This window comes from Hymenobacter sediminis (assembly GCF_003231285.1).
Taxonomy (GTDB): domain Bacteria; phylum Bacteroidota; class Bacteroidia; order Cytophagales; family Hymenobacteraceae; genus Hymenobacter; species Hymenobacter sediminis.
In genome coordinates this window covers 1,111,062-1,134,589 of record NZ_QKNS01000001.1, presented here as the reverse complement: position 1 = coordinate 1,134,589, position 23,528 = coordinate 1,111,062, and the positions used below count along the sequence as shown (strand labels likewise).

At 58.6% G+C, this 23,528-nt stretch carries 17 protein-coding genes; 6 read left to right on the top strand and 11 right to left on the bottom strand.

Annotation, left to right across the window (positions count from 1 at the left end; genetic code table 11):
• Positions 1–13: 13 nt before the first annotated feature.
• Together DNI29_RS25435 and DNI29_RS04990 are read right to left on the bottom strand one after the other, a co-directional pair.
• Complete coding sequence (locus DNI29_RS25435) at positions 14–475, bottom strand: hypothetical protein (RefSeq protein WP_238388001.1); 462 nt, start codon at positions 473–475, stop codon at positions 14–16.
• A 135-nt stretch (positions 476–610) separates the two neighbouring features.
• Positions 611–6,871 (bottom strand): alpha-2-macroglobulin family protein, encoded by a 6,261-nt coding sequence (locus tag DNI29_RS04990; RefSeq protein WP_110976943.1) that lies wholly within the window; start codon positions 6,869–6,871, stop codon positions 611–613.
• A gap of 209 nt (positions 6,872–7,080) precedes the next feature.
• Between DNI29_RS04990 and DNI29_RS04985 the strand changes: the two genes are divergently transcribed.
• On the top strand, positions 7,081–7,821 hold the full coding sequence (locus tag DNI29_RS04985) for a porin family protein (RefSeq protein WP_110976942.1): 741 nt from the start codon (positions 7,081–7,083) through the stop codon (positions 7,819–7,821).
• An 82-nt stretch (positions 7,822–7,903) separates the two neighbouring features.
• Here DNI29_RS04985 and DNI29_RS04980 read toward each other — a convergent pair whose 3' ends face one another.
• The gene (locus DNI29_RS04980) at positions 7,904–8,476 is read right to left on the bottom strand and encodes a DinB family protein (RefSeq protein WP_110976941.1); all 573 of its coding nucleotides are present in this window, start codon (positions 8,474–8,476) and stop codon (positions 7,904–7,906) included.
• A gap of 124 nt (positions 8,477–8,600) precedes the next feature.
• Here DNI29_RS04980 and DNI29_RS04975 point away from each other — a divergent pair, with 124 nt between their 5' ends.
• The 3 genes from DNI29_RS04975 (at position 8,601) to DNI29_RS04965 (ending at position 11,740) form a co-directional block, all read left to right on the top strand.
• A complete protein-coding gene (locus tag DNI29_RS04975; protein WP_123823074.1) occupies positions 8,601–9,575 on the top strand; it encodes a hypothetical protein in 975 nt (324 codons plus the stop codon).
• 114 nt (positions 9,576–9,689) lie between these two features.
• Complete coding sequence (locus DNI29_RS04970) at positions 9,690–10,727, top strand: ComEA family DNA-binding protein (RefSeq protein WP_110976939.1); 1,038 nt, start codon at positions 9,690–9,692, stop codon at positions 10,725–10,727.
• 131 nt (positions 10,728–10,858) lie between these two features.
• On the top strand, positions 10,859–11,740 hold the full coding sequence (locus DNI29_RS04965; RefSeq protein WP_110976938.1) for a hypothetical protein: 882 nt from the start codon (positions 10,859–10,861) through the stop codon (positions 11,738–11,740).
• Between the two features lie 51 nt (positions 11,741–11,791).
• On the opposite strand, the gene DNI29_RS04960 is transcribed toward DNI29_RS04965, so the two are convergent.
• A complete protein-coding gene (locus DNI29_RS04960; protein ID WP_110976937.1) occupies positions 11,792–12,745 on the bottom strand; it encodes a hypothetical protein in 954 nt (317 codons plus the stop codon).
• Positions 12,746–12,886: 141 nt separating this feature from the next.
• Between DNI29_RS04960 and DNI29_RS04955 the strand changes: the two genes are divergently transcribed.
• Complete coding sequence (locus DNI29_RS04955) at positions 12,887–13,078, top strand: cold-shock protein (protein WP_110976936.1); 192 nt, start codon at positions 12,887–12,889, stop codon at positions 13,076–13,078.
• A gap of 77 nt (positions 13,079–13,155) precedes the next feature.
• Here the strand turns inward: DNI29_RS04955 and DNI29_RS04950 are convergent, their stop codons facing one another.
• Both DNI29_RS04950 and DNI29_RS04945 read right to left on the bottom strand, forming a co-directional pair.
• Complete coding sequence (locus tag DNI29_RS04950) at positions 13,156–13,656, bottom strand: gliding motility lipoprotein GldH (protein ID WP_110976935.1); 501 nt, start codon at positions 13,654–13,656, stop codon at positions 13,156–13,158.
• Positions 13,657–13,667: 11 nt separating this feature from the next.
• Positions 13,668–15,257 carry a PSP1 domain-containing protein gene (locus DNI29_RS04945; RefSeq protein WP_238388000.1) on the bottom strand — a complete coding sequence of 530 codons (1,590 nt, stop codon included), beginning with the start codon at positions 15,255–15,257 and terminating at the stop codon, positions 13,668–13,670.
• 395 nt (positions 15,258–15,652) lie between these two features.
• On the opposite strand from DNI29_RS04945, the gene DNI29_RS04940 reads away from it, so the two are divergent.
• Entirely contained in the window at positions 15,653–16,459 is an 807-nt protein-coding gene (locus DNI29_RS04940; RefSeq protein ID WP_110976933.1) for a M57 family metalloprotease, read from the top strand.
• Positions 16,460–16,835: 376 nt separating this feature from the next.
• Here the strand turns inward: DNI29_RS04940 and DNI29_RS04935 are convergent, their stop codons facing one another.
• The 5 genes from DNI29_RS04935 to DNI29_RS04915 all read right to left on the bottom strand — a co-directional run bounded on the left by DNI29_RS04935 (position 16,836) and on the right by DNI29_RS04915 (position 23,329).
• Positions 16,836–19,463 carry a S8 family peptidase gene (locus tag DNI29_RS04935; RefSeq protein WP_110976932.1) on the bottom strand — a complete coding sequence of 876 codons (2,628 nt, stop codon included), beginning with the start codon at positions 19,461–19,463 and terminating at the stop codon, positions 16,836–16,838.
• A gap of 160 nt (positions 19,464–19,623) precedes the next feature.
• Positions 19,624–20,787 carry a zinc-dependent alcohol dehydrogenase gene (locus tag DNI29_RS04930; RefSeq protein ID WP_110976931.1) on the bottom strand — a complete coding sequence of 388 codons (1,164 nt, stop codon included), beginning with the start codon at positions 20,785–20,787 and terminating at the stop codon, positions 19,624–19,626.
• A gap of 194 nt (positions 20,788–20,981) precedes the next feature.
• Complete coding sequence (locus DNI29_RS04925; RefSeq protein WP_110976930.1) at positions 20,982–21,839, bottom strand: hypothetical protein; 858 nt, start codon at positions 21,837–21,839, stop codon at positions 20,982–20,984.
• A gap of 64 nt (positions 21,840–21,903) precedes the next feature.
• Positions 21,904–22,692, bottom strand: coding sequence for a UDP-2,3-diacylglucosamine diphosphatase (locus DNI29_RS04920; protein ID WP_110976929.1), 789 nt, complete (start codon positions 22,690–22,692; stop codon positions 21,904–21,906).
• On the bottom strand, positions 22,667–23,329 hold the full coding sequence (locus DNI29_RS04915) for a LutC/YkgG family protein (RefSeq protein WP_110976928.1): 663 nt from the start codon (positions 23,327–23,329) through the stop codon (positions 22,667–22,669). The genes DNI29_RS04920 and DNI29_RS04915 overlap by 26 nt, the downstream gene beginning before the upstream one ends.
• Positions 23,330–23,528: the final 199 nt, after the last annotated feature.

The following is a 23,528-nucleotide window of genomic DNA, read 5'->3' as shown; positions in this document are numbered from 1 at the left end:
TCTGCGCTGTTCACTAGCGCCGACGGCGGCTAGTGGTTTTCTTTTTAGCGGTTGATTTTTTGGCGGTCGTCTTTCTCCGCGACGAGGACGAAGAGCGGTGGCTGCTGGTGCGGGAGGAAGAGCGGCGGCGATACGTGCTGGTGCTCCGGTGGTGTACGGCAGTAGGCGCGGCTTTCACCTCAGCGGTGGCTTCGGTAGCGGGCTTTTCCTCTTCCACCGCCTCCAAATGGCGGGCCGTTACTTCTACTGCGGGCTGGTGCACGGCAGCTTCCTCAGCGGTAGCGCGCAGGGCAGCCGCCTGTTTGCGGCGCACAGGCATCAGAAAGTCGCGCTCCGCACGCTCCTGAGCCGATAATTTTTCCTCACCCGGCAGCTGGGTGGGGGTAGCAGTAGCATTCGTCTTTTTGTCTCCCTGAGCCCACGCCGAGGTGCCACTTAAGAGCAGCACTGCGGCAACCATTACTAGTTTATGCATCAACTTCATCCTTCTGAAAAACAAACGAGGCGCAAAGGTACAATTGACGGGCGGTAGTCTCAAGATGCAGGGGTAAAGCCCAGGCAATCTGTTCTAATAGTCCATCTTCATCGGCTCAAATTACAGTATTATTTCTTACGGTTGAGCTCCAATTTGCACGCGGGTGCCAGCAGAGTAGGCCGTAAACTCCGGAGCATACAAACACTGCAGCTGCGAGAGGCCTCCTGAGAAATTACCACTCTGAGCGGCCCGCAACCGGTACTCGAAGGTGTGCGTGCCCTTGGGGAAAAAGCTGATAAAGAAATTGGTGGCCGCATCGCGGGGGCTTTCATAGTAACCAAGCCCACCTTGGTAGCGGTAGCCCGAGGTCTGGCCGATGAGTTCCAGGCCGGCCGCACGTTGGTCCTTCAGGTGTACGTATTCCAGGTTCCGGTCGGAGCGCAGCACCAGGCGCACCACCAGCACATCGCCCACGCGCAGAGGGGTAGCGGCCGTGAGGGGCTGCAGGACGGGGCCGGCTGCCGTGCGCTGCTCACGGTACAGTTGGCGCTCCAGCTGCAGGGGCGTCGCGGCGGGGGTTATCTTGTCCAGCTGCTCAAAATATTGCCAGTACAGAGCGCCCCAGGCCACACCCGCATCGGTTTTCTGGACCACTACCTTGCCTTGCTCGGGCCTTATTTCAGCAGCCGGGAAGGTGGTTTTGTAGTAGCCGGTACCGGCTTGCTGGGCTGTAACGGGGGCTGCCTTCCCTCCTACTTTTACCTGAATGGGCGCGGCAGGCTGCAGCCAGTTGGTACCGCGCAACAGCAAGGCGTAGCAGGCATCGGCGGTGGCGCGGGTACTTTCCCAGTTTTGAGTATGTTTCTGCTGCAGCAGCCACAGTTTCATTTCATCCACGGCCTGCTGGTTGTTTTCTACTTCATCGAAGGCTTCAATAAGGGTAGCCTGAGTTTCAGTGGGGGCTTCGCGCCAGTAGTAGCCGCCGCGTACTTCCTTCCAGTACATGCCCAGCTCGGGGCTGTGCAGGGCATTTTCGCGGAGAGCCGTCAGAATGGTTTTTACGGCCGCCGGTTGGGCTTGCTGGCGGTGCAGAGCTAAAGCAATCTGAGCCTGGAGGTAGCGGGTTTGGTTTTTCCAGTAGGCACCCGCCTGTTGCTGATAGAACGCTTGAGCCGGCTGGGCCGATTTCGCTACGGGCTGCTCACCCCAGAAGCTGCGAGCATACAGGGCCTGCACTTGCAAATCAGTAAGATGGTTTTGCTTCAGATCAACCTTGGGCTGCCGACGCAGGGTAGTATAGTCACGTTGCAGCTCGGCATCGAGGTAGGCCAGGGCGCGCTGCAGAATCTGGCGGGCTTGTTCGTTCTGCGCTGCGTCAAAGGCACCGAGTTTTTTCAGCTTTCCGAAACCAGCTACAATCAGCTGGGTGATGTACCGGTCGTCGGGCATGCGCTCAAACCACGGGAAGGCTCCGTTAGGCTGCTGCATTTTAGCCAGCTTGGCGAGAGCCCGGCTGGTTTCGGCCTGCAAGCGCGGCTCATCAAACAACTCCGTGAGGCGGCGCATGCGCTCCGTATCCGACTGCCCATCGCGCACCCAGGGCGTTTCCTGTAGCAGCAGGTTTTTTAGCTCCTGATTCTGCTCCAGCTTACTGCTGAGGGCGGTTTTGTTGCCGGCCTGGGCGGCGCGTTGCCACTCAGCCAACATGGTTTTGAACTGGGGGTTGCTCTGCAGGATTTTGGCGGGCAGCAGGTTGGCGTAGAGTCGGCTGAACACCTGCTCCGAGCACTCATAGGGGTACTCCATGAGGTAGGGTAACGACTGCACCGCGTACCAGGCTGGGTTGGGCGTCATTTCCAGCGTGAGCGAATAGTTGCGCCGCGTAGATGAGGTAGTGCTCGTCAGCTTTTTCAATTCAAACTCCCGGGTTGCGGGCCCCACCAGGGGTAGGGGCAGACTTTCGGTAACGAGCAGACGGTTGGGCAAAACAGGCAACGTGTTTTCCTCGCCATCCTGCACAGCTACTAATTGTGAATTGCTAGTTGTCAGTTTGTTCTGGCGGCGCTGTTTTCTCCCTTCTTTACCTGACAACTCAGAACTCGCAGCTGACAACTGACCCGATGCCACCACGCGGTAGGTAATGGCTTCAAGGGGAACCTGGCCTTCGGCAGTTTCCGGAATGGTTAGCTCCCAGCCCAGGGCACTGCTTTGGTTGGCTTGCAGGTCGAATTTCACTTGAGCGGGCCCCTTCAGCAGCTTGGCTTCCAGGGGTTGCTGGGTGCGGGCGTCGAGCAGGAATACTTGGGCCGTGCCGCGCATAGGTTGGGCCGTAAGATTACTGAGCTTGGCAGTGAGGCGCAGTTGGTCACCCTCGCGGAAAAAGCGCGGCGCGTTGGGCGTTACCTGCAGCTGCTTCTGGGTGACTAGCTCCCGCTGCAGCAGGCCGGTATGCAGTTGCTGATCGTGGGCTAGGGCTAGCAGTTGCCAGCGCGTTACGGCTTCAGGCATCTGAAACTCCAGCACGGTTTCGCCCTGGGCGTTGGTGCGTACGTCGGGCAGCCAGAAAGCTGTTTCGCGAAAATCCTTGCGGGCCTGCACGCCGCTGAGGTCGGGCCGGGAAGCCGTGCTGCCACTGGGCGGGGCGGGGGCAGTGTCCATCATAGCCATGGCGGCTACCTCCGCGTCCTGCTTGACTACCGGAGATGCCAATCGTGCTACCGACAGCTTTCGTGGCGCCCGGGGCAGGGCACCAGTGTTACCTTTCACGGTTTCTGCAGCTACTACTTTATCCTTTAACTCTTCTTGATCGGGAATTTCATCCTCGCCTCTGTATCCCCACATGTTCAGACGGGGGTAGCGAATGGCCGCCGGGTAGCGGAAATCAGTTTGCTGATTGAATAGCACCTCCGACTCCGCGTTATCGAATTGCCCTTGCCAGGCCAGCCCGGCACGGTAATAGGACTGCCAGAACTCTAGCGCCGGGAAGCTATGCGGCGCAAAAGCATCCAGGGACTTGTCGTAGAGAGTAGCCAGCAACTCGGCATTGGCAGGCTTACCATTGGCCTGGTGAATGGTGAGGCGCCAGGTTTCTTTCTGGCCGGGCTGAAGCTTGTCGCGGAAGGTAGCTAGGCTGAGGCGCAACGGGGCCAGCGGGGTAGCTACCTGCACGGCAGCACTGTGAGTATAGAGGCGGTTGTCGCGCACCTGGGTAGTGTGCAGGTAAAGCTGGGCGTTGGAAAGGGAAACCGGCACTGGAATTTCAAGGAGGCGCTGCTCTCCGGCGGCCAGCGTCAGCCACTCGTGCCGCAGGGTTTCGCCCTGGGCCTCTACTTGCAGTAGCACCCGCGCACCGGCTTCGGAACTACCTATAAGTAGGCGTGCTACCTGGCCGGGGGCCACGCTATCCTGCGGGTTCACGAACCAGTTGGGGGTAGGGACAGGCAGCGTGTTAGCAGTGACGGAGTAAAGCGTGAAGCGCTGCTCAGCGCGGGCAGGCGGGGTGTTGCTGGGGCTGGGTGCGGTGGCTTCGAGCAGGTAGCGGCCGGGTTGCTGCTGGGCGAGCGGGGCCGTTAGTGCGGCCAGCAAGGGGCTTTTCTCGGTGTCGAAGTCCTGCGTAAGGACGAGTGTGCGAGCCCAGGTGCTGTCGTTGTCTTCGGAGCCGTAAGCATCCAGCGGAAACAGGCGCTTGAACTCCTCCCGGCTCAGGGCTTCGCGCTCCGGGCGCTGCCAGGCGCGGGGGCGCAGGGCACGCTCGGGCGGCGTGAGTCGGTAGAGCCGCAGTTGCCCACGGGCAGGTAGGGCTTCGCCGGCAGCATTGGTAGAAAGCAGACGCAACGCCGGTAGCTTTTCCCGGTTCAGCAGTTCCGGCATTTCCAGGCGGAGCGTGAGGGCGTTGGCACCCAGGCTCAGGTGCTGCTCGCCGGTACGGGTTTCGCCGGCGGCATCCGTAACGTCGGCCGTTACCTCGAACACGTAGCCGGGTTGCCAAGGGCCGCGCTTGTTGCGGGCTGGTGCCTCGCCCTGGGCCACGAAATTTACCGTAAAGCCGCCCGCCGAATCGGTTTGGGTTGTGCCGTTGAGGATTTCCACTTCCGGCCGGCCACCACCGTAGCCCCGCCCAAACAGAGGCCAAAGCGTACGGCGCACCACCCGGTACTGTACCGTGGCCCCATCAATGGGCTGACCGGCATAGGCATTGGCCTTGCCACGCACGGTTACCTGCTGGCCAAGAACAGGCGTGCCCGCCACAGGCTCAAAGGTTACCTGGAAGGTAGGGCGCTTGTAGTCCTCCACCCCAAAGCCGATGCTGCCGTGGTCGGTTTCTAGCCGCATCTGGCCGTTGAGCAGGCCGGTAGGCAGCACGATGGAGCCGTGAAAAGATCCGAAATCGGAGGTAGTAAAGGGTAGCGTTTGTACGGTTTGGCCGTTCACGTCCAGCAAGCGCACCGACACCGGTTGCTTTATCAGGAGCTGCGACTTGCCCGCCTGCGTTTCTGTAAGGATGCCTTTGAAGTAAAGCGTCTGGCCGGGCCGGTAGATGGCGCGGTCGGTGTAGAGGAAGGTGCGGCGCTGGGGTTGCTCAGCGGGACGTGCAGCACGGCGCGGACCGTAGTAACCCAGGTTTTCCCCCATCAGCAGAGAGTCTTGGCCGCGAGTGAACAGCAGTGCTCTAACCTGGGTGTTTTCGCCCGATGCCTGACCAAGCGGAATCTGGGCTAGGCCTTCGGCGGAAGTAGTCAGGAGGCTGCCGCGCCGCTGTAGGTATTCTTGGCGGGTTTGGTTGAAGTACCCAAACAGGGGTAGGACCGATACGCCGGGCAACGGGACACCGGTTTGGCGGTGTAGCACCAGCAGCTCGGGCCCTTCCGTGCGCTCGGAGTTGCGGCGCAGGTGGCTTAGCTCGCTCACGCTCATCTGAGCGTAGGCGGTAGTTACGCCGGCTTGCTCCTTGGTTGGGGTTGAGGGGGTAGTACTTACCACAAGGAGGTAGTGGCCGAGCGGTAGGGCCGGACCGGCCTGTTGCACGCTGTGCGCTTTGTAGTCGGTGGGGCCCGGAACCGGTAACGCCCAAGTGGCAGCGGGCTTAGCAGCCAGGGTGCGGGCATAACGCTTTTGCAGAGGAAGGTCTTCATACCGCTCAGGCTGCTCCAGGGTCCGAAGCTGCTGGGCGTTGCTGATGCGGTAGGCCTTGGCGTAGAGTTGGGTGGAGTTGCGTACGTTCAGGCTGAGCAGCCAAGGCTGCTGGGGCAGCACCACTTCTTCGGTGGTGAAAATTAGCTCTACTGCTTCAATGCCCTGCCGGAGTAGTTGCGCCTGTTTGGCGCCGCGCGAGTTGGGGTAACGTTTTTCCGCATCCAGGGCTATTTGCCGGGCCTGAGCGGGCGCCGCTTCTGCCAGACTTTCCACTTGCTCAGCCAAAAATTCCGCGGCTATAGGCAGTGCCCGGAAGGTCTCGGCGGCGCGGGCCAGCGCCCTTTGCTGCAGCTTGTCTTTGTTCTCCAACTCGGTATGCTGGTGCACGAAGCGTAGGCGCTGCAGCTCCACATCGGCCAACGCCGCCGGGTTACGGGCATCCTGCAACCGGAAGGCAGTAAGCTGCTGCAGAATCTGCAGGGCGTGGAACTGCCCATTCAAGGAGTCGGCGACGGGTGCCGTTAGCTTATGTTGGGCAAAAGTGGCAGCCGGAGCAAATAGTAGGGAGTCGCGCAGCTCGAACTGCTGGGCTGGTTGGGTGAGGTAGAACTCGTCGTTGCCGAGGCCTGCTACGGCGCGGTGGGCCAGCAAATCATAGAGGGTAGGGCGGCGGGCCAACCCTTCGACATTGGCACCGCGCACGGCGTAGCCCAGGTTAGCCAGCTTCAGCTGCTGCTGGCGCTCAGGCGCATCGGCCAGGGAAGCGCGGTAGTGCTGCACCACGGCGCTGCCCAGGCGGGTAGCATCCCAGGTGCGAATATCTCCGGCACTTTGGTTGGTCGTATCCGCCCCGGTTACGGTGGTGCGGCTGTGCAGCTCGTAGCGGTGCCCAGCGTAATACTGAGCATAGAGCTGCCCGAGTAGGCTGTGCAGGATGGGCCGGGCCGGAAACTGAGCCGTTTTCAGGTCAGCTTCTATCAGGGCAATGGCTTTTTCTCCGGACTCTTCCTCCCTCGCTTCCAGCAGGCGCAGCTTATACAGCAAAGCCCGCAGGTACTCCGGCGTGTTCTGTTGCTGCCGGGCCTGTTGGTACAGAGGCTCTAGCAGTTTGCTTGCCGAAGCTGTCTGGTCTTTGGCCAGAAGCTGATCGATCTTCTTCCAGGTGGCAGGGTTGCCCTTGCCGGAAGGGGTAGGCGAGGTTTGGGAGGAACCAATGGAAAACAACAGCAGTAACAGTAGGAAGCTTAACAGGAAGGAGCGCATAGGGGCAGAACGAATCAGGAGAGCAAGTTGATAAACTTTAGATGCCTACCCTCTGCAGATTCCATAAGTCCCGCGAGAATTAATTCCCTTTTTCCAGGCTTCACAATAACTTTATAATATAACTATAATTAGGTAGATAAAGATTACATGACGTCCTCTACCTTCGTGCCGCGGCCCAGAAAGCCGCTTATAACTAACCCTTCTATATCATGTTCAAAAAACACTACACTCCTATTCTGAGTGCAGCGCTGCTACTGGCAGGAGCCCATGTTGCCCAAGCACAAGTAAGTATTGCTCCGCGCATTGGCCTCAATGCCAGCAGCATTAAGTTCGACGTTGAGGGCGAGAACCCAGATTCAAAGCTACTCTATGCACCCCAAGCTGGCGTAACGCTTAACGCTCAGTTCGGAAACCTTTCGCTGCAACCTTCTTTACTATTCTCGCAGAAGGGCGGCAAATTTGTGGAGAAGGGTGAAGAATCCATCACAGACGATGATGGCAAAACCTATAAAATCAAAGGAGAGGAAAAGCTCACCTTTCGTCTGAGCTACTTAGAAGTACCCGTGAACCTAGTGTATAACACAAGCGGGGAAGAAGGTGGCTTCCAAGTCTTTGCTGGTCCATATATCGGCGTTGGCTTGAGCGGCAAGTACAAGGCAGAAAATGAGGTATCCGTCAATGGGGAGGTAGTGGAGGAATTGTCGGGCTCCGATGAAGACGATATCGAGTTTGTAGGCGAAGGCACTGACGAAAACAACGCTGAGCTGCGCCGGATTGACTGGGGTTTAAATGCTGGCGTGGGCTACAAATCAGGTCCTTTCCAGGCCCAGATAGGCTACGGCTTAGGCTTGGGTAACCTCGTTCCCAAGTATGATAACAGTGACTCTAATGACAAGCTCCACAACCGTGGGGTACATTTTTCGGTAGCGTACTTCTTCGGGGCGAAATAAGCTATTAGCCTACCCCCTATAACAACACAAAAGCTCCCGCAGCCTACGTTGCGGGAGCTTTTGTGCTTTGTTAACCAACTACTTAGCTGCGGGCGTCCAGTACCCGCTCGGCCTGCTGGATATGCCGCTTCATGTGCTCTATCAGCAGCTCCAGGGCATCGGTGAGGCGAGGCAGCAGCAGCGGAATAATGGGATTAGGAATGCGCACGGCATTGGCGTTAACGGTGCGTGTTTGGGTAATCAGGTTGTCGAGCTCATCAAGCTGGCGGCTGAACACTTCTACCACCGTGCGGGGTAGGCGCGAGCCGCTGGGCGCGTACTGCTGGGGCGCTTTCATGGGCTTCTGGCTGGCGGGTACGCGCATGGCCTCGGTCATTTTCTTCCCGAAGAAGCCGTGCACAACCATGTCGGAGGGCTTAGAGCCACGCTCCTGTGCCGCCTTAATCTTGCGGCTCATGATGGGTAGATACAAGCCCCCCACAATATTCAGATGCTCCAGGCATTGGCCCACGCTCCACTTGCCGGGCCCCAGCCCCCGGTTTAGCTGGTCGTCGGTGAGGGGGCGGAAGCGGCGGTTGGTAATTTCCCGCACCCGCTGCAAATCAGCAGCCAGGGAGTCCAGGAAATCGGTGGTGCGACGGGCGGTGGCGCTCATGGTGATACGGGCAGAAAAGCGGAATTGACCGTAATGATACACCCCCCAAACGGTTTCGGCAACGCCCGCAGTACGTGGCCCGCCAGATTCGCTTAAAATTCAGGGGGTAGCGTACCTTCGGGGCATGATGCGTTTTTATTTCGGCCTGTTACGTTTCCTTGGAGTGCTGGCACTGTCCCAGCCGTTGCAGGCTGCCGCTCAGGCCGTGCCCAACCCCGGCGAAAATGTGGCCTTCATTGTAACATTTGGTGCCCAGGCCGACAAAAGCTGGGGCGACGACGATTTCACTCAGACGTTCTTCTTTCTGGTTCCGAAGGAAAACCGTCAGCCGGTCTACATCCGCGTCTTCGATCCTGATTGTGGCGGCCAGCACGATGAGGTAAAGTACGGCTGGAACACCACCACCGAGTTCAGCCTGTACGGCGGCCCGGGCGCCCACTCCGGCCCCGATGCTCGCAGCACCGACCCCAAAGGCAATTTTCGATCGGGCACGCTGCTCAAAACCAAAACCTTCGGCCCCGATAAGGCCTACGATAACCAATGGTACACCTTTGGGCCGCTCAACCCATTGGAGGGCGAGTTTGTGAAGGAGTTTGATGGCTACGTGTTCAAAATGATAGCGCAGGGCAAAAAAGGCGACGATGGCAACCTGTACCGCTACTTTTTCAGCACTTCGCCTACCCAGAACGTTGCCGTGGAAGGTGGCAACGCTTTCACCTACGAGTACTCTTTTCGGCTTTCGCCGGAGCGCCGAGCCAAAACCCACCTCTACCCTTTCGTTAACGACCGGGTAGTCAGCATCAAGCAAAGCAATTTTGATGTGGACGGCGACGTAACCCTGAAGATTTTCAGCGTTTCGAAAAATGGCCATCCGGCCACCGTCAGCGGCGACAAAGCGTGGGCCAGCAGCACGCATGCCATCACCAATAAGGAGCACGGCCTGTCTCTGGATATGCAACTGGTTTCTCTTTCGAAAGCCGCTAACGACCTGGTTTTTTACGTGACCGACCAGTACGACGTGGCTCTGCCCTTTTTCGCTATTCCGCTGGGCGGCCCGCCGCGCTACCGCTACGAGGTAGACGTGAAGATCAGGAAGTAAGCCTACGGCTGGCTTCGCGGCGACAGGAGGAGGTAGCGACGGGTTGACATTCTGCGGATTCCGCTTTATACTGGATCTGTAAGTAGTCTATCTGCCCGTTATAATATCCTAGTTATGCCCGCTTCGCGTCCTGCCGTTCCGCAGCCCGCTTCCCCTCCTCGCCGCCGCAAGGCGGCCCGTCCGATACAGCGCGCCATCCGGCGCTACTTTGGGTTTTCCCGCCGCGAAACCTCCGGGTTTGTGGTGCTTTTGCTGCTGATGCTGCTCTGGCTGGGCCTACCTTACCTCCTGCGGCCGGCGCTACCCACCTACAACCCCGCCCCCGATCAACAACAGCTCAATACCTGGGCCGCGGAGTTGGCCGCGCGCCGCACTACCCGGCCCACCTACGCCAGCCGCTACCCCCGCCGCGCTCCTGTAACCCGGGTAGCCCTGGCTCCCTTCGACCCCAACCAACTCACTGAAACTGATTGGGAGGCCCGTGGGGTGCCGCGCTACGTAGCCCGGCGCATGATAAACTACCGCACAGTTATCGGGGGCTTTCGGGCCAAAGAGCAAATCCGGCGCACCTATGGCCTCGACGATGCGATATATACCCGGCTGGCGCCCTATATCCTGCTGCCCGACCAACTCCCGCCCCGTGAGGCCCGCACCTACGCTGATAACCGCTTTGGCACCACCCCAGAGCGCAAACCATTTGGACCAAACGACAAAAGCCGATTTCCACGCAAGCCTACCCGTTTGGCTGCCTTCGACCTGAATGCTGCAGATACCACCCAACTGATGCAGATTCGGGGGATTGGGCGCGGCTACGCCCGCCGCATTGTGGAGTACCGCCAACGGCTGGGCGGCTTCCATAGCAAGGAGCAAACCGCGGAAATATATGCCCTGCGCGACGCGCCCGACCTGGTGGACAGCCTGCGTAAATACACATTTGTAGCGCCAAGCTTCACCCCTACCCCTCTCGATTTAAACAATGCTTCCTTCGAGGTTTTGCAGGCTCATCCTTATATGGGCAAGCGTTTGGCCCGGGTGGTAGTAGCATTCCGGCAGCAGCACGGCCCTTTCCGTCAACCCTCCGACTTACGTCAGATTCGGATTCTGGACCAGGCTACCTACGACAAGCTGGTGCCTTATTTGGTACTGAAGTAGAAGCTGCTGTAAGCGAGTTTTCGGGCGGCTTCCGGCGGGATGTCGTAATTTCCCGGCTCGGGCTGGTTAGCCAGGCGCGCCTCAGGGCGGCTGCATAGGGTAGCCCGGCACTTCACCTTTTCATCTGCTCTATGGCGTTTTTGCCGCGTACTGCCGCGCTTGCTCCCTACCTCCTGCTGCCGCTCCTGCTCGGCAGCTGCTCCCGCGACAAAGGCCGCGGGGATTTTGCTAGCGCGACCGATCAGTACGAGGTAAAGGAAATAGGCCGCCTTGACCGGCAGCGGGTAGCCGAAAGCTCAGGCTTGGAAATAGCTGGCCCCGAAGGCGACCTGTGGACCCACGCCGACGGCGGCAATACCTCCCGTCTTTATAAGATAACCCGCCAGGGCGACCTGCTGCAGACGCTAAACCTAGACCCGTTGCAGAACATCGACTGGGAAGATTTGGCCCAGGACGATGAGGCTCGTCTTTATCTTGGCGACTTCGGTAACAATCAGAACAAACGGCGCAACCTGTGCATCTACCGCCTCAGTGGCCTTACTCTGCAGCAGGTAGATACCATCCGGTTTGCGTACGCCGATCAGCGGGACTTTCCGCCTCGTAAGCCGCTGCGCAACTTCGATTGTGAGGCTTTTTATTACTATCAGGACAGCCTGTACCTCTTTACCAAAAACCGGGGCGAGAGCCGCTGGCTGAAGCAGTACGTACTACCCGCCCGCCCGGGTCGGCACACGGCCCGCCTCACCGACAGCCTACAGCTGCCTACTTGGGTTACTGGCGCCGATATTAGTCCGGATGGAAAACGGGTGGCATTGCTGGGCGAGAAAAAAGTATACCTGTTTGAGCGTTTGCCCGGTCGTCGCCTCTTCGATGGCCTGAAAAGCACCCTCGATCTTCCGGACTCCGGTCAGGCGGAAGCCCTGGTATTTGTCACGGCTCAGGACTTTATTTTCAGCAACGAGAAGGGCAAGCTCTTTTCAGCTACCCGCAAACAGAAAGCCCCGACCCACTAGAACGTTGTTCCAGCGAGGCGGAGCTTTCTTTGCAAATATTAGCAGCCTACCCTACTCTGGTGAGCCAGGTCGGCCGGGCATAGGACCATAGTCGGGGTTGCGCTCAGTGTTGGTACGGTCGTCGGAAGCGCCGCCATAGTTAGGGGCCGCGTCCTGGCGGGTATAGTCGCCGCGCGAGGGTGAGCTGTCGGGCTGGTTGCCGTTGTTGGCTGCATCGTACTCATCATTATACGAGCCGCCTTTGGAGCCAAAACCAGTCTGTTCGCCGCCCTGAGCGTCGGGCGAGCCGGCGGCCTGATAGCCGCTGCCCGAGCCGGTAGTCGGCGTAGCATCTGCCTCATCGGTGCCTTGGCTGGTGTTGTTGGGTGCCACTCCGGTGCGCTGGCCTTCGGGGCCTCCATCTGGGTGGCTGGGGCGGTAGTCTTCTTGCTGGTTGCGCTGCGAGGCAATAGGCTGACCGTTGCCGGCCCGGTTCCCGCCCAACGACGACGTGCCATAGTTATCGGCGTAGCCCGAATCGGGACCCTGCGGGGCCGCGTTGTCGTTGGCAAACTGGGTTCCTACCCCCGAGGAACTGGGCGAAGTGCCCCCCACCGGCTGGGTGCCATGGGAGCCATTGGTGCTATCGGCAAAGCCCGACTGGCGCTGCTCCCGCTCCCCGATGTAGCCCGTAGTAGCGGCCGGCGTATCAAGTGTACCTGCGTAGGTAGCATTGCCGCGGCTAAGCTCGGCCCCGTAGCCAGCATGCGTAACGCCCTGGTCTGACTGCCGCCCGAACTCGCCGCGGCTAGCCCCGGCCACCTCGTTTTGGTCGTGGTTGGCATCGTGGGCAAAGGGCTGCTGGCCGGTGGTATTGGCAGGAGCCGACAGCTCATGGGGTTCTATTTCATTAGCAGTTGGGGCCGCTTGGCTGGCAGCGGCGTTGGGCTCAGCAGCAGGCGGAGCTTGGTTGCTAGTAGGGGTTATTGCAGAATTATGGGAGCCGGAGGTGGAGGAATCAGTCATGACAGAAAAATATAGAGGAGCTGGAATCCACTTTCATACGCAACCATTCCGCCGACGTTCCACACCGGGGGGTTTTGCCAAGTTGGAAAAGCATGTAGATTTACCGCCATTCTTTCAACCCACAACCGCTTACACCCTGCTATGAAAACCGGCAAAGTGAAGTTTTTCAATGAATCAAAAGGCTACGGATTCATCGTTCAAGACGAAAATGGTCAGGAGATTTTCGTTCACCAGACGGGCCTTGTGCATGAAATCCGGGAGAATGACCGGGTAGCGTTCGACATTATTGATGGCAAAAAAGGCCAGAACGCCGTGAAGGTAGAGCGCATCTAACTTGGTTGCTTGAGCCAAAGAAAAACCCCGATAGGCTGGCCTATCGGGGTTTTTCTTTGGCTGAAAAAGACAGCAAGCTATTTTTCAGGGGCCTGCTTGGCTACCCGTACCCCCACGGCCATGATGCCACGGAGTTGATCTTGGCGCATATACTGCTCCAGCATCAGGCGGTAACGCCCCACCTGATGAAACTGCTGGTTGGGCAGAGCCAGAATCTGGTGGTCGTAGATGTCGCCAGTGCCGTTGCCGCGGGGCTCCCCGGTTTGGGGGTCCAGCAGCAGCATCTGGTGCAGCCGCCGCGACACCAGCTTTCCATCGGGGCCCGTGAGGGTTTGCTTCACGTACAGGTTGTAGTACTCGTAGTCGGCGGCGTTACGGATGTTGAAATACACGTTGTAACGCTGGGTAGTATCGGCAATATCAAACTCGAAGGTGGGCTTGTCCTGCACGGCCCACACGTAGGGGTCACCAGCCGGCGACTTCAAGTCGATGTTCTTTTCGAACACCTGATTTGGGTCGCAGGCCGTCAGCAGGATTCCGACACTTAGGGCAGGTAGTACGCGGGAGAGAAAGCGCATAGCCAATACTATCAGGATGCAGATGGAGTAGAGCCAGCTTCTGGGTTGCCCCCACGGCCCGAGCGGTTGCCCCGGCGGCCGGAGCGCCCACGGCGACCATCAGAGCCTTCCCCGCGTCCGGCCCCGCCTTCCGAGGCATCAGGGGGGGTAGCAGCCCTAGGCGGACGATTCTCGCGAGGTGGACGGGTGGCCTCCGGAGCGCCGCCTTCCGGAGTACGGGGGCCTTCTGAGGAGCGTTTGCCGTCTCCTCGGCCGCGGCCGCGCCGGTTCAGGGGGCGAGCCGCAGCCCCGCGAGGCCGGCTACGTTCCTCCGGAGAGGTGGCTGAGCCGGCGTCGGCTTCCGGAGCCGATGCGGGTGCGCCGGTGGCTTCGGGAGCATCTGATGAAGAGTTGAAGCGGGCGGAAGGGTTGCGGGCCGACCGGGGGGTAGCAACTGCGGCGGGCGCAGCACCTTCAGGGCCTTTTTCCTTTTTCTTCTTGCCGCGCTTGGTCCGCTTAGATGCCTTGATTTTGTCGTCGAGGCGCTCGAGCGAGCCTTCCACAATGGCCGTTACCTCGGGCGCTTTTTCCTCTTCCAGCACGGGAGCCAGCAGGCTTTCGGGCTTTTCGCCGCGCTTATTCAGCTCCAGCACTTCGCGCACGCGCTCGGTGGGTACTACTACCCAGTTATTGTCGCCGCGCACGGCAAACCACATCTTCTTCTTGAAAATGTCGGTCTTCTGCAGGGTATAGTCGCCTTTTTCGGTCAGAAGCGGGCGCTGCACCTGCGGGATGTCCTTGAGGGCATCGAGGTAGGTATCCAGTTCATAGTTGAGGCAGCACTTGAGGCGGCCACATTGGCCCGAGAGCTTGGCCGGGTTGAGGCTCAGGTTCTGGTAACGGGCAGCGGTAGTGCTTACACTCTTGAAATCGGTGAGCCAGGTGGAACAGCACAGCTCCCGCCCGCACGAGCCGATACCGCCAAGGCGGCCGGCTTCGTGGCGCAGAGAAATCTGGCGCATTTCTACCCGCACCCGAAATTCATCGGCCAGGCGCTTGATCAGGTCGCGGAAATCAACCCGGTCATCGGCAGAATAGAAGAAGGTAGCACGGGTGCGGTCGGCCTGATACTCTACGTCGGAGAGCTTCATTTTCAGGCGTAGCTCATCTACTACAGCCCGGGCCTTGAACATGGTACCCGTTTCCAGGTCGCGCACGGCCTGCCAGCGCTCCACGTCCTGCTCGGTGGCTACCCGCAGAATCGTGCGAATGTCCTTCGAGTCCTGGGGCACTTTCTTCTTTTTCATCTGCAGGCGCACCAGCTCGCCTTTCAGCGAAACGTGCCCCAGATGCCAACCACTACCCGCCGACTCCACCACTACGGCATCGCCGATGATGAGGGGTAGGCGGCTTTTATTACGGTAAAAATCTTTGCGTCCGCCTTTGAAGCGGACTTCTACAAGATCAAATTCTTTAAAGTCGCTGGGCATATCCAGGTCCTGGAGCCAGTCGAATACATTGAGGCGGGTACAGCCGCTACTGCAACTGCCTTTGGAGCCGCAGCCCTTGGCAGAAGTAGTGGAGCAGCCCCCGCCGGAGGAGGAGCAGGATGAGCAAGCCACGGCCTGAAAGATCTATATGGTAAAGCGGAAAGGAATGGTCCGCCTGAAATCGGTTCTAGACAAAGATACAGATTTAGAGACGGAGGGCCTTGTGCTCCTTGCCGCGGTGAAACAAGTTAGCCGCTAATCGTCGGCATTTAATGTAGCTACAACAGTCCTATTCCAAGGATAGATCAATCGGGGCGAAATTTGGTTCTAGCGTAAATAATCAATTATCACCGAATATTTACAAATCGAAATAATACAATTCCTCCGGGCTTCCCACCCTGTTTAACAACTCAACAATTAAACGTTAGTTTGTATATAATTTTGATAATCAATCAGCTTTAATTTTGAAATATCAACAACAAGAACCTATGTTTACAGCGTTCTTTCATCCACCACAACCAAAACACATGAAGAAGTTTAAATTACTCGCCCCCCTGGCGCTGTTCGCAGTTACCAGCCTGTCTCTTTCCTCTTGCCAAGAAAAAGCCAATGTTGAAGTGAAAGGCCAGGTGTCGGAATCGACGATCAGCCAGATCAAAGCGTTGGGCTTTAGCGCTGCTGGCGCTCAGGTAGTAGAAGGCGGTGTGCGCGTAGAAGGTGACATTCTGCTGACTAACGAAATGCTGGCTAGCAAGCCTGACGCTCAGTTGCTCCGCGTTGGCCAAGACGAGCAATACCGCACTACGAACCTGGTAACGGGCCTGCCCCGCGTACTCACTGTGAAGCTGGAAGGCTCCTTCCCATCAGCCTACGTATCGGCTATCGACGAAGCCATCCGCCGTTACAACGCCGAAGGCCTGCGCATCACCTTCCGTCGGATCACCTCGGGCACGGCTAACCTGCCGATTACTTCCGCTTACCTGGGTGCTGGCGTACTCGGTCAGTCGGGCGGTTTCCCCTCGGGTGGTAACCCTGCTCCGGGCTTCAAACTGTCGCCGACAGCCATCAACAGCACCAACGTTGGCTACATTGCCACCATTATGGCGCACGAAATTGGCCACTGCATCGGCTTCCGCCACACCGACTACTTCAACCGCGCTTATAGCTGCGGGGGCGCTGCCTCGAACGAGGGCGCTAGCACGGTTGGTGCTATCCTCATCCCCGGCACTCCTTCGGGCGCTGACCCGAACTCCTGGATGCTGGCTTGCGTGGGCAATGGCGTTAGCCGTCCGTTCAACAGCAACGACCGCACTGCACTGAACTACGTGTACTAAGCAACCGCTTAGCACCTAGTACAAACGGCCCCGGCTCACATGAGCCGGGGCCGTTTTTTGTGTTTTAAAAAAGGAAGAGGCAGGACTTCTCTTCCAATTCAAGAGGGTAGTACACCAAGGTTTGTTGTTTGGATGGGGCTGCCAGAAATGCACCTGAAACGTCTACCTCAAATCATGCCCTCCCTGGGCATAGCTTTTGGTTACGCTATTTGCACCAGCAAGCGAATCCCTACCCCTTGCTCTCGACCCAACCCTACCTGCAGGTGTCAGCACAGAGCCATTTCCGGCCAAAAATTTTCAGTATAGAGCAGGGTTAAGCATACGCTTGGGAAGCACGATGAAAGCTCGGCTAAACCTAACACATGTGGTGCAAAGCCTAAAGGATCAGGATACGTCGCGTCACCTCCTTGCCACCTGGAATACTAACTCTCATCAGAAAGGTGCCGCTTCCCAATCCGTGCGTATCGAGGGTTTGCAGGTTACTGCTGCTGGTGGTGACATTGAGAAGCAGGCGGCCTGTGAGGTCAAATACCCGGATGTGCAAGGCCTGATCCTGGGGACCTACTACCGTCAGAGGCTCGCCGGCAACTACGGGCACCGGGTACACGAGCACATCGGCGGTGTTGCGCACAAAGAATACCGTTTCTACACTGCTATAATAAACGCGTCCGTTGGTCAGGTCAAGCCGGACCCGGTATTCGCCCGGGCCCGGTACGGGGCTGGGGTCAGTCAGTACTAAAGAGGTGCCGGGCACGGAAGTCTGGCGATGCACACTGCCGAAGCTGCCATCGGTGCCACGCCGCTCCAGGGTTAGGGCCTGCACCTGGTAGGTAGTGCCCAGCAGCAGATCAAAGCGCACATTGTCGGCTACGGGCTGGGTAGGCAAGAACGATTGAATGTAGCAGCCGTTGTTTTCGGGGCTGATATTAGCCGTAAGTCCCCGGTCCTGCACCCGGCCGCCTACCCTAGGTGCTACAGCAAAGTAGTGTGCGGCCGCATCGGTAGGCGGCACGGATACCATGGTATCAGTGAGGAGGCGGTAGGGCTCCATATGGGTAGCTCCTAACCGGTAGAGCTGATATTGGGTAGCTCCCGGTACTCGTTCCCAGGCTAGTAAGGTTTCTTCGGGGCAGCTGTAAAGCACTTGCGTCATCAGCGGCGACGCTACGAAAAAAGTATCTGACTCTACAGCGCCGGCCCCCGTTAGCAGGCGCACTTGTGCCAGCGTAGGCGTAAGCGGGGCAGTCCAGCGGAAGACCTGCTCTTGCAGATTAACAGAGGCAGCAAGGGTAGTCCAGGCGGTTTGGCCTACTGGCCGGTACTGAAGCTGCGCCGTACTGGCGGGTCCGGCCCACTGCCAGCGCAGCACCGCCGCCTCGGCAGCGCGGAGGGTGCGGGCCGAAGTGGGCTGAACCCATTGTAGGCCAGATTCAAACTCGTAGGCTAAGCTGAAGGCCTGCGTACCCTGTGTTACCTGATACCCGTGTACCCGCAGCTCATAGGTGCCCGCTGCAGGTAGGTCCAGGGTAATTTGTTCGGCATTGTCGCGGCGGTTAGGACGACGCCGGGCGGGTAAGGACAGGGAATCTAAGTGAGGGAAAGCACTCAGCGTCCAGGGCAGCCAGCGCTGCTTGTCGGCTACGCTGGTCAGGGTTAGATCCAGGTCATTGATGAGGGTAGCCGAGGCATTGGCCGCCGCCTCCGGATCAGTCCAGACTAAGGTGGCCTTCACCCGATGAACGCCAGCCGGAACCGTAAGCGTAAAAATTTGCTCCTGATCTTGTGCCACGGTCCCCTCTCGGAAACGGCCGTCTAGTAAGGTCTCAACGGCTCCTAGCGCATCAGCCTGCCCGTAGCCCCCCACAAAATCAACGTTCGGGCGGCCCGTATCATCTGCCGAGTTTAGCAGGGCTGCTTTCACCAAGGCCGCTGAAGGTAGCTTCCGCTGCTGGGCGAGGTAGGCATGCTGCGCCAGCAAGCTGATTCCCGATACCAGCGCCGCCGCGTCGGAGGTGCCGCCGTCGCCGAAGGCCACGAGTTCGGGCTTGATGCGCCCATCGGCAGCGGGGCCACGGGAGCTAAGGGGCGCTACCTGGCCTAAAGCATCGGTAGCGCCTACGGTTAAGGTGTTCTTGGAATTCTTGAACTGCCCCGTGAGGTTGGCTACCCCGGTTAGTGCCGCGTAAGGCCCCGCGGCGGCGGGTTGGTTGCCAGCGTTGCCGGAGGAAAATACGTGGAGCAGTTCCGGGCGCTGCAGCACCTGCTGATCGTAGGCGCGGGCTTCTAAGCCGTAAAAGTTTTCCACGCTCACCCCGTACGAGTGATTCTGCACCGATACGCCCTGGCTGGCCAGAGTGGCTACGTCATCAGGCAGCAGGTTATCGTAGCTCGATTGGGCAATGCGGGCCCGCCAAGCAGCCCCCTTGCCGCCGGGGCCCGAGTTGCCACCTCCCGCAATCAGGGTCGTCATGATGGTGGAGTGCGAGTTCAGCATTGGGCCCTGAGGAGCAGGACTGAGCAAGCGGCCTTTGAAATCAATGTCCTCAACATCGAGCGGGCTTTCCTTTACCGAGACTGTCAGGCCCTGACCGGTGAGCTGGGGGTAGCGGGCGTGAACCGTGGTTACCTTGTTGGCCCCAAAATCAGCTCCGTTAAGCTGGCGCTCCGGTCGGGCCGTGCGGTCAGCCGCTTCCACAAAGCTGACATAGGGACACTGAGTCAGCTCGGCCGCGGTGATGCCGCGTACCTGCCAGAGGCGGGCGTAGCGGGGCTCGGGCCGGGCCTGGGCCCGAGGCTTGTTCTGGCGAAGCCATTTTTGAAAAGCAGCCTCATCGGAAACGCTTACGCGCAATACACGCCCACCCCGGCCGGGCTCCAGCCCCGGTGCCAGCCGGACACTGGGCCGGGTTTGCACCGTTTGAGCCAAGCCTGAACTTCCACCCAAAACACCTACTATCAGCAACAGAAAACGAAGGCACCAGTGGCAGAAAGGGGGAGCAGACATGGAAAGGAATTGGTTGTGGCAGAGGCAGAAGGGCGGAACAGACAACCGGAGTCGTCTCTTTCAAATGTAGGCAGAAATAGCCTCTTGCCCCTACCCCCCACCGGCACGAAAAAGGCCGGCAAGTTGCCGGCCTTTAGGGAGGTAGTGCGTCAGAAACACCTTAGGGCTTCAACACCACTTTCACGCAGTTATCTTTCTTGTTTCGGAAGATGTCGTAGCCATGCGCGGCTTCTGAGAGGGGTAGGCGGTGGGTGATGATATCATCGAGAACCACTTTACCCTCAATCACATATTGCAGCAGCTTATCGATGTGCTTGTGGGCTGGAGCCTGGCCGCCTACAATCTTGATGCCTTTGTCGAAGAACTGCCCAACGGGAAAGTTATCATAAGGGGTGGCGTACACACCCAGCACAGTTACAATGCCGCCACGCCGCACGGCGCTCATGCAGGCTTCCAGCACTTTAGGCGAGCCTTTTTCAAAATTAACAACTGCTTTGGCCCGATCCAGCAGGTTACGGTCGGGCTCGAAGCCCACGGCTTCCACGCATACATCGGCGCCACGGCCGCCACTCATGGCCCTGATCTGCTCCACCACATCCTTGGCATTTTCCCAGAGGATGGTTTCGCAGTTGGTGGCGTGCTGGGCTTTGTCGAGGCGGTACTGCAAGGTATCTACAATAACTACCCGGGCGGCCCCGCGCAGCCACGCCGATTTTGCGGCCATAATACCTACTGGGCCGGAGCCGAAAATAGCCACCGTTTCGCCGCCCTTTACTTCGCCCCAGTCAATGCCAGAATAGCCGGTTGGGAAGATGTCGGTCAGGAACAGCGCCTGCTCGTCGGTGAGGCTATCCGGAATCACGCGGGGGCCATAATCGGCGTAGGGCACGCGCACGTACTCAGCTTGGCCGCCGTTGTAGCCACCGTATAAATCGGTGTAGCCAAACAGCGCCCCGCCTTTTTCTGTCAGCAGGCCGCCTTCGGGGCCGTAGTGCTCAGGGTTGGAGTTTTCGCAATGGCCTGGCAGGGCATGGTTGCAGAAGTAGCAGGTGCCGCAGGCCACCGGGAAGGGCACCACTACCCGGTCGCCTACCTTGAGCTTGCCGCCTACCCCCTTGCCTACTTCCTCCACAATGCCCATAAACTCGTGGCCCAACACCATGGGCCGGGGCTGCGGAATGCTGCCGTTGTAGATGTGCAGGTCGGAGCCGCAAATGGCCGTGCTTGTCACGCGAATAATGGCGTCACGGGAGTCTTCAATCTTCGGATCCTCTACGGTATCGACGCGCACGTCTTTGATTCCGTGATACACAAGTGCTTTCATAGCTAACCGGGGTTGTGGAGTGGATGAACAGCCGCTGACCACGGGGCCAGCTCATCCGATAACGCCACGCCGGGTTAGCGAGTTACGACCCAACGCATCGGCCCCTACCCCCTGAAGAGCCTGAAATCCTCTTTCCCGGTATGTAACAGCAGTTCACAGCACTAACCTCAACCGTTGCTGCTGGCCCGAAGAACCTATATTTTATACACTTGTACCCCCGCACTAGTCAGCACGTAGGCATACTGCTCCCCTACCAGCACTTGCTGCGCTCCGGCTATAGGCAGAGGTAGCACACGCTCAGTCAGACTATACAGATGCAGAAAACGCAGGCCATCAGGGGCCAGGTAGTACAACTCGTCGCCGCGGAAACCTACGTAGCTTAAGCCAGGCAGCGGCAGCTTTTTGCGGTAGTTGCCCAGGTTATCAAACACATAGATGCCGCTGTTGCGGTCCACGAGATACAGGTTGTTCTGGTACTCCCGCAGAAACCGGAAGTCAGGACGGCTACGACCTATCAGCAGGTCGAGGGGGGTAGTAATGGAAAAGCGTTTCTGGTTGGTATCGAACTGCCGGAGCGTCAGGTCCGATTCGTTGAGCAGCCAGTACCGGTCGTCGGGAGCCAGGGTGGCCGTGCGCACTTGCCCATCGAGGTAATCCTGCCAGCGTACTTCCGCAATGGGGGCCAGAAACCGATCCAGTAGCACCACCTGCTGGCGGTCATCATAAAACACCAGAATTTTGGCCGTGTTCCAGGCTTCTACCTGAGCCGTATGGCCAGGCAGCGGCGGAGAAAACGTGTTCAGCACTTGCCCATCGGGCCCGTACTGGCGCAGGTTATTCTGCGAGTCGGTTACGTACAGGTTGCCCCGGCGGTCTAAGGAAGCCACGCCCGGCTTAGGTAGGGCAATGGTTCGTACTGGAGCCCATGCAGCAACAGCTTCCTTGGTATCGGCGGGTACCGTAACTACGGGGGCAGCTTGCCCAGCAGGCGCTACTGAGCCGGCGGCCGGCGCGGTGGTTTGGGCAGATGCTGAGCCTAGAGCGAGGACCATAGAGCTCAGAACCAGAAAACCGGCCACTACCTGCTTCTTGGTTCTCAACCCTATACCCTCGGTTCTATTTTCCTTGCTCAAAGTGCCGAAGCTCCAGTTGGTTGCCATCATACACGCCGTAGGAGCAATAATTGACCCATTCGCCTAGGTTTATGTAGCGGCTCCCTACCCCTACTTCCACATCAAGGGGTAGGTGGCGGTGCCCGAACACATAGTACTCATGCGGAAACTGCTGCTGCACTTCGCGGCAATAGGTTAGCAGCCATTCGTCTTCTCCGAAATACTCCTCATCAGCCGCACCGTTCTGCAAACGACTATGCCGACTCCAGCGGTTGGCAATACCAATACCAAGGTTGGGGTGCAGGCGGGCAAACAGCCATTGTGCCACTGGCGAGGCAAACACGCGCTTCAACACCTTATAGGTATGGTCGCCGGGACCTAGGCCGTCGCCATGCCCTATGTGGAACTGGTGCCCGCCAATGCGCTGGCTGACGGGGTGGCGCAGCACCGGAATGTTCAGCTCTTTGGTAAAGTAGTCGAACATCCACATGTCGTGGTTGCCGGTGAAGAAGGTAACGGGCAGGCCGGCATCGGTTAGCTCCGCCAACTTGCCCTGCAGCCGGATAAAGCCGCGCGGAATGGCATGGCGATATTCAAACCAGAAATCGAAAATGTCACCTAGCAGGTAAATAGCCGCGGCATCCTGAGCCGCCGCATCCAGCCAGCGCACAATACGCCGCTCCCGCTCCAGCGAACGGGCGGCATCGGGGGCACCTAAGTGAAAATCAGAAGCAAAGTACACGCGGCGGCCGGCGGGCAGCGCGAGGTCAGGCAGTTGCGGCGGGCGCGTCATCCAGTAAAAACAACACGATGCTGCGCGGGCCGTGGGCACCGAGCACCAGCGTTTTTTCAATATCCGCCGTGCGACTAGGCCCGGTGGTGAGGGAAATCATAGAAGGTAATTTATCGGCACCATACTTCTGCTGCATCAGCTTCAGCGCATCACCAATGTCGGCTACTACCTGAGAGGTGCGGGCTACTACGAGGTGCTGATCGGGGTAGATGCTGAGGCGGCGGCCGCTGGCCGTAGCCGCGGCTACCAATACGCTACCAGTACGGGCTACCAGGGCTTCACAGCTGGTTAGGCCAGCATCGGCTTTAGACCGAAAGTCGGCTTCGTCGCCCTGAAACACGATGTTTCCTTCATGTAGCACCTTCTTTAATTCTGGCTCCCATACGTAGAGATTCTCTAGCTCCTTCTCCTTTTTGTAGGCAAACAGTTGGTCATAGAAATGCTCTACTGACTCACAGTAGTAAAACACGCCGCCAACCCGAACAAAGCTCTGCGCAAAAGCCACGGCTAAGTCGTCGCCGGAGGTAGGGCGCGGGTGCAGTGGTGCCGAAAAGTCGGGGCGCGCCGGCTGTTGGGCAGGCTGCCGCAACGACTCCCGAATGCGGCGCAGGATAATGTCACGAGAAGTATCCGCCATACAGTAAAGGTACAAGGATTAGGCATGTGTACTACTGCCTACGCCTACCCCGCCAGCAGGACTGAAACCTTCGCCTCGAAAGAGCACAAAAAAGCATGAGTACTGCAAAAGCAGAATTGACTTCACTCGCAAAATTTTGGGGTAGCCGCTTCTCCATACTAGCGACTTACAGCTGGTAGAGGCTATTCTTATATTATAG